Annotated in this window: 5 protein-coding genes and 1 pseudogene; 2 read left to right on the top strand and 4 right to left on the bottom strand. The window is 35.7% G+C overall.

Features of this window, described 5'->3' with window-relative positions:
• The first annotated feature begins 170 nt into the window (after window positions 1-170).
• Entirely contained in the window at window positions 171-869 is a 699-nt protein-coding gene (locus KGF70_RS16220; protein WP_065492999.1) for a hypothetical protein, read from the top strand.
• A 397-nt stretch (window positions 870-1,266) separates the two neighbouring features.
• Here KGF70_RS16220 and KGF70_RS16215 read toward each other — a convergent pair.
• Both KGF70_RS16215 and KGF70_RS16210 read right to left on the bottom strand, forming a co-directional pair.
• Window positions 1,267-1,743: pseudogene (locus tag KGF70_RS16215) on the bottom strand (recombinase family protein); the annotation flags it as partial.
• Window positions 1,737-2,312, bottom strand: a complete 576-nt coding sequence (locus KGF70_RS16210) for a TetR/AcrR family transcriptional regulator (protein ID WP_041153625.1) — start codon at window positions 2,310-2,312, stop codon at window positions 1,737-1,739. The pseudogene KGF70_RS16215 and the gene KGF70_RS16210, both read right to left, overlap by 7 nt.
• Window positions 2,313-2,476: 164 nt before the next feature.
• Here KGF70_RS16210 and KGF70_RS16205 point away from each other — a divergent pair, with 164 nt between their 5' ends.
• Complete coding sequence (locus KGF70_RS16205) at window positions 2,477-4,318, top strand: MFS transporter (protein ID WP_216786502.1); 1,842 nt, start codon at window positions 2,477-2,479, stop codon at window positions 4,316-4,318.
• Between the two features lie 222 nt (window positions 4,319-4,540).
• On the opposite strand, the gene KGF70_RS16200 is transcribed toward KGF70_RS16205, so the two are convergent.
• Both KGF70_RS16200 and KGF70_RS16195 read right to left on the bottom strand, forming a co-directional pair.
• Window positions 4,541-6,262, bottom strand: a complete 1,722-nt coding sequence (locus tag KGF70_RS16200) for a DUF262 domain-containing protein (protein WP_216786501.1) — start codon at window positions 6,260-6,262, stop codon at window positions 4,541-4,543.
• 256 nt (window positions 6,263-6,518) lie between these two features.
• Window positions 6,519-6,700, bottom strand: a 182-nt coding sequence (locus KGF70_RS16195; protein ID WP_253955632.1) for a helix-turn-helix domain-containing protein, incomplete at its 5' end; no start/stop codon positions are given.

Here is a 6,700-nt window from a genome sequence, read left to right as displayed (position 1 = left end):
TACTGTGTATTGCTTTAAGTGTAAACCGTCAGGCTTTTTTACTGTCTAAATTTAACTAGCACCACGCGTATGAGTATTATAATTGAAAATACTAAAAATAAGACTTATGGTTTGCTTGTAAATATTTTTATATAATTCGTAGGCTAAGATTTTGCTACTTTGGGAGGTCGATGAACAATGAAAAACAGAAAATTAGGGTTAGTTCTTTAGGGTTAGTTCTATTGGCAAGTGCAATTTTAACTGCCACATATATACCAACAAGCAGGGCTTCTGCAGATACTACCCAGTTAAACCAAACTAATGTCATAAAGGATGCTGGTCAAACAACTGAAACAGCAAAATTATCAGATTCAGAAAATAATCAATTGACTGAGAATCAAATTAATCAAATTGATCCATATGTAAAAGTTGTTAATAATCAATACGTATTACAGCTCCCTGAAAATAATAATGTCTCTCAAAGCGTGGTTACAGAAATAGAAGATGAGCTTTCACAAGTCAATGCTGACATTAAAAGCAACGGCTATACTATCAAGACTAATGATAAGACATATGGAGCTTCAACAAGTGCAGCATTCGGTGTAGTATTGGCCAAGTCTTCATCAAATCCAACTATTAAACATTTTTGGTGGGGGATTAGGGTGTATATGCGCAATAAGACAGCAGTAAATAAAGAGATAGCAGAATTCAAAAATGGTCAAGCTATTGCTGAATTTGGATCACTTGTATCTCCACCAGTCGGAGTTACCCTTTCTGTCTATTTTAGCAATATAGCAGATCACCTGACTAATATGAGAGATGCTCACCCGCATAGTAAACTTTATATGGACATTAATCGTTTTGGCGTTTATAAAATCAAAACGTATTAATTTAGAGAGCCTGTCTAAAATATGTTCCATAGTGCTAATACAAATAAGCAACGTCTAGGAGGAATATAAATTGTCATTAACTGAATTGGGAAGCTTTATACTGCTTATCTCATTGGTCTACTGGTGGTTTTTAATGTGGCATTCATTTAAACTAACCAGGAAAACGTTAGTAATTTTAAATACCGTTGGCACTGCCTTAATGACCATTTTGACGTGGCCCATCACCTATGGAATGTTACTGATTCCGATTTTAATTATTTACGCTGTATCGACTTTTATCATCTTTAAATTACCACTGGCAGCCAAATAGTGTGAGAAAAAGTTTTTTGCTTCGCACAACCCTAGTTGTAATTTTTTTAATCATACTGTGGGCAAGTAATCACTACGATTTTCCATATCATGATTTAGTTGGTTGTATTCTGGTTGTTGGCGTATTAGTTGGAATCTTAGGTGATCGTGTTGACAGTAGTAGGAAAAAATAAGCAGGTATTACATTTGTAGTACCTGCTTTTATTAGCTGTTTCGTTTCGGTATTCCGGGCAATGTCTATGTCACTCATGCCTGGTTGATAGAGTTAAAGGCGTGTTTTAAACGGGGATCATCTTCATTATATTGCTGTTTACGACCATGATATTTGCCCTGCTGGTTAGCCAGGACAATGCCCTGTTGATGCCGGTTAATAATCCGCTTACGCTCTTTCAGCCTGGTACTTACTATAGTTCAATAATAAGGTTTGTCATCAGTTGCCGTAAATTAGAATCAGCAAGTCCCGTCATAGACGGCAAATTTAATACATATAGGGTAGCCCCTCATTTTGAATGGTATTCATAATCTTAGTTAAATCCTGATTATTTCTGTCTAACTAATCTAATTTGTATTCAAACTATCAGCTAATTGTTGGGCAGCCAATAACATTAAATCCTTAATTTGTTCTGGTGGCTCAGGCTGATCTTGGCCTAACCAGACGCGTAGAATATTGGTAAAACCACCTAGTTGAAAGGCCATCACATAATTCACTTGGGTAGGAGTGCCCTGAACATGCCAGGGAGCCGCAAACTGTTGATAACGGGGGATTGCTTTTTGTTGCCAAATTTCATTCATGTGATCAAATAAGCCTTGGCGGATCAATAATTGAATTAAATCCCGTTTTCGCCACCAAAAATTTAAAAAAATGTCAAAAGTAGTTTTTAACATCATTTCCCCTACCTGCGGTTTCTGCTGGAGTAATTGTTCAAAGTACTGATCGAACAACTGATCACACAGGTAATTAATGACCGCTTCTTTATTTTTAAAAGAATGATAGAACGTTTTTCGCGATAATTCAGCGGTTTGGGCAATTTCAGTAATAGAAATATCCTGAAAGCTCTCTTTCGTCATTAAATTTATAAGGGCGTCGCATAACCATTGCTTAGACTGCTCAACCATACGCTGCTTTCCGTTCATTTTATTAACATCTCCTCTACTATCGGTAACAAATTATAGCAATCTGTAGCACTTAGCCAATAAGGATTGTTTTTATGCTTAGGACTAATTATACTAAAAGTCGCAAATAAAGGTAACAAATGTTTCCTTTGTATTCATCTGTTACCGAAAGGAGCGCTTGATAGATGTCAAAAGCTACTAAAATTATCAGTTTTATCGGGTTAACCATTGCGATGTTTATGGGCACCTTAGACAGTACTATCGTCAACATTGCTTTACCCAAAATTATGACCCATTTCAATGCCAGTCTAACTGATACAAGTTGGGTTGTCACCATCTATACGTTAGCCTTAGCCGTTTTTATGATCACTGGTTCAAAGATTGCTGATCGTTATGGTCGTAAAAAAATTATGTTATTAGGATTAGCCTTATTTGGCGGCTTTTCAGCGGCTTGTATGCTGGCAACGTCATTACCAGAATTGATTGCTTTTCGATTTTTTCAAGGATTAGGCGGTGCCATTATCACCCCGATTGTCTTACCAATGGGAATTGAAATATTTGGCAAAGCGCATATGTCCAAAATTGCTAGCGTTGTGGGCGCGGTAACGGCTTTAGCCGCTGCCGGGGGGCCACCGATTGGTGGCGTGATTATTGAATATGCTTCTTGGCGCTCGGTATTCGGCATTAATGTCCCCTTAACCATTGTAGCCTTTCTAATTATAGCTATGGGGGTAAGGGAATCATATGACGAATCCTTGGCGGGGAGAATTGATTTACCAGGAACGGTTCTTTTAACACTAGGCTTGGGTGGTTTAACCTTTGGCCTACTAGAAGGCCGCCAATATGGTTGGCAATCGGGCATCATATTAGGAACACTCATTGGCGGCGTATTAGCTATTGGATTGTTCATCTTTATCGAAAGTAAAGTCAAACACCCACTACTTGAATTAGATTTGTTCCGTGAAAAAACCTTAACTGCTTCTAGTTTAGTTTACTTTTTAACTGGCTTTGCGTTAGTTAGCCCCACCCTGATTTTAAATTATTTTTTACAAGACGTTCTGAACGATACAGCGTTACATGCAGCCCTAATTATTATTCCAGTTTCTTTAACAATCATGGTAGCGATGCCTTTGGGAACTAAGTTATTTGATCAAGTTGGCGCAGTTCCGGTTACTTTGATTGGCCTCTTAGTCATGGCAGCTAGTTTACTGCTCTTGTCGTTTATCACCACCACAACGCCTAAAGTTGTTATCATTACTTTTCTGGTGATTAACGGTGTTAGTTTTGGGTTCTCTTCGGTTTCTTTAGTGGCCTCGGTTAAGCATTTGCCCAAAAATAAAAGTGGGATTGGTTCGGGAATTGTTAACGCATCGCGTCAAATTGGTACCTGTTTAGGAATTGCAATTCTAGTAACGGTCCTTGATAATAATGTCAATACAGCTAAGCAGCATATTCAGCAAGATGCCATTCAAATTGTTGATCGACAGCAATTATCACCCAAAGTAAACAAAGTGGCTCATCAACAATTGAATAGCCTATTTTCCACTACTGGATCAGCCAAATTAACAACTAAAAACAAACAGACGAACCTAAGACGTGCCCTTAAACAAGCGGCCAAATCTCAAGTTGATTTACCACAGCCCCCAAAGGGAACCGATCTTCACCAGGTCTACCAAGCCCAGAAGAAGTTAGCACTAGCTACTGACAACTTAAAAGCGGGTAACCAGCAACTAGCACTTACCTTAACCAAGTTAGAAAATCAAAATACCGCTATATCTAAACTGTCAGTAGCTTCTCAAAAAATTAATTTGGGTAATCAGAAAATAAGTCAGGGTCAGAAAAAATTGTTAGTAGGTCTCAAACAATTGGCACAAAAAGAAGCTTTAACGACAGCTTTGAGAAAAATTAAGCATACTAAGAATCGACAAATCAGCCAGGCCTTCAGTCATACCTACTTAGTAGGCGCGGTGATTGTATTGATTCTGTCGCCGATTGCTTTGTTGACAGATCGTAAGCCATTAACTTAATTCGGTACGGATTACTAGCTAAATCTAAAAAGGGGCACCTCGATTATGAAGTGCCTCTTTAGACTTAACCAAATAATTCTATTTTTTCGGACAATTAAAATAAAACGATCTTCCATGTAAAGTGGCCCCAAAAAGTTGATTATAATCCATCTGTAAGTCTATAGTTTTGCACATTTCCTAGTGTCAAAAAAATATAACACTTTCTATAACAAAAAATAGATTCTATATTAAAAATACTTCCTTCATTTTCTCTTCTAAAGCAGCTTGTCTCAGTTTTAATTCATTAATACCAAAAGTATTCTTCGATTTATCAATTGAATCATTTAAGTATATTTTTAGTGATAGCCCAACAAGGCTGTCACTAACTTTAAACTCTTTTTTTTCAACAAAAGATTTATTACCCATCTCTGAATTATATGGGGTTAAGGTTAAGTTCCCGAGACGATGGACATATTGCGCTTGAATTTCAGTTGCAAGATCACGGTCATCTGGACTTAATGTATCTTTCCATGTGTCCAGGAGATGTATTCCCTGTGGAATGATATGTTCTATTGACCATCTCAAGTTACCATTAGAATCATAATCATCAAGTGAATCTGGATTAGATTTGTTGAAAAAAGTTCCATAATTTCTTTCTAGTGATATTAAAATAAAACGAGTAGTTTTTTTGTTTTTATCGTAAATCCCATCTTGTAACGCTAAATGGACAGAATCCCATCGAGGTTGAAGAGTCTTTATTTTTTCGTGAATTTTATTAACTAGTTCGTTTGATTTCCAACCATTTTCTACAATTACTTTTCGTAATCCATTTAAAGACGAGCGTAAATTTGATGCTTTAGGTGTTAATGCAATATTTCTTTGCACATATAATTTAATTAGATCCGCTAATATATCATTAAATTGAGCATCCGATAGATCATAATTAACTTGATTACATAGTAGATTAAGAACTAACGGGTAACACGTGGTTGCATCTAACTTAGCTAGTCCTGACAAATCCCAACGATAAGCATTATCAGTATTAGCAATCTTTAAATAGACTTTTGCACGTTTTATTAATACATCAATGTAATCGGCTCCCTTAGATTTAAAAATCTTATCATATGATTTAACGATTTTCCCTTTAGTTAGACTGCTAGTTGAATCCGTTTCAAAAGCATCATAGTTATTAAGAATAAAGGATGTTAGCTTTGTAGCATCCTCTTCATCATTTTTTTTGAAGCCTTCTTTTAATTTATTCCATTTATTAGAATCGCCATTTTTAGATAAATAAACATTTTTTAATAAATCTAAAGGCGTAAGAGGCATACCTTTAGAATTTAAACTAGCAAATACTTGATAGGCATCAGATATATTTGGAACTGAAATTTGCAGCAATTCTATATTAACGAGTTTTTTATAGAAAGTTAATAATTCTGAAGGGGTCGAAAAAAGAGGGCCCTTTAATAATTCGTTGCGTATGTACTTGTATCTTTTACTTAAAAAATAGTTTCCCCATTTACCAGGATTTTCCCCCTGAAGAACTTTTACAAGATTTTCCCATACCGTTTGATCTTTGTCGAGTAATCTTAAACGAACAACATCTCCATCTAGTATTTGACGTTTAATGTCTAATCTAGCTTCAGAAACTTTCTCAAAGTCGGGATCAGTTTGATTCATTTTTTGATAAAATGACGTGAGATTTTCATGAATTGCTAATAGCATAAGTGATAATGTGGTTAATCGCTGTTGTCCATCAATAACATTATTAGAAGATGCATCTGTATTGATTAGTAGGTTGCCGACATAGTAACCTATATCTTCATTTTTAATGTCATCAAACAACGTTTCAATTTGTTCATCTTTCCAAGAATAACTGCGTTGATAGACAGGTATTACATAGTGAACACTACTGTTAGTTTGAAAAATGGCAGCAAGTGTTTTAGTTTCTGGTGTAATTTTCATTTTAAACTCCTCATGAATTTAGTTAACGTTAATACTAATCTATTATAAACCAAATCTTAAGTCTAAAAATTGATTTGTTATTTTCTTAGGTATATGAAGCCATTAGATCAACGTTTACCTTTGTATTTTTCTGGATCGGAACTTTTTAATTACTTATCCAAAATGCACTAACCTCTATTAGTTTTATTTCCATATATCTGTTATTTCACTCCTATTTAAATTTTTTCTTCACTGCCCTGCTTATTTAATGAGAAATTTATCTATACACACTGAATTTCTTTCGATACCGAATAAAGGTTGTCCGCTTAATCCCAGTATTTCGGGACACATCAATGTCACTCATGCCAGCTCGATAAAGCTTAAAAGCATGTTGCAAGCGGGGATCATCTTTGGCATATTGGGGTTTGCGCCCATGATATTTACCCTGCTGCTTAGCTA

It is taken from the genome of Lactiplantibacillus sp. 7.2.4 (assembly GCF_018991185.1).
Taxonomy (GTDB): Bacteria; Bacillota; Bacilli; order Lactobacillales; family Lactobacillaceae; genus Lactiplantibacillus; species Lactiplantibacillus pentosus.
This window is presented reverse-complemented; position numbering and strand designations above follow the sequence as displayed.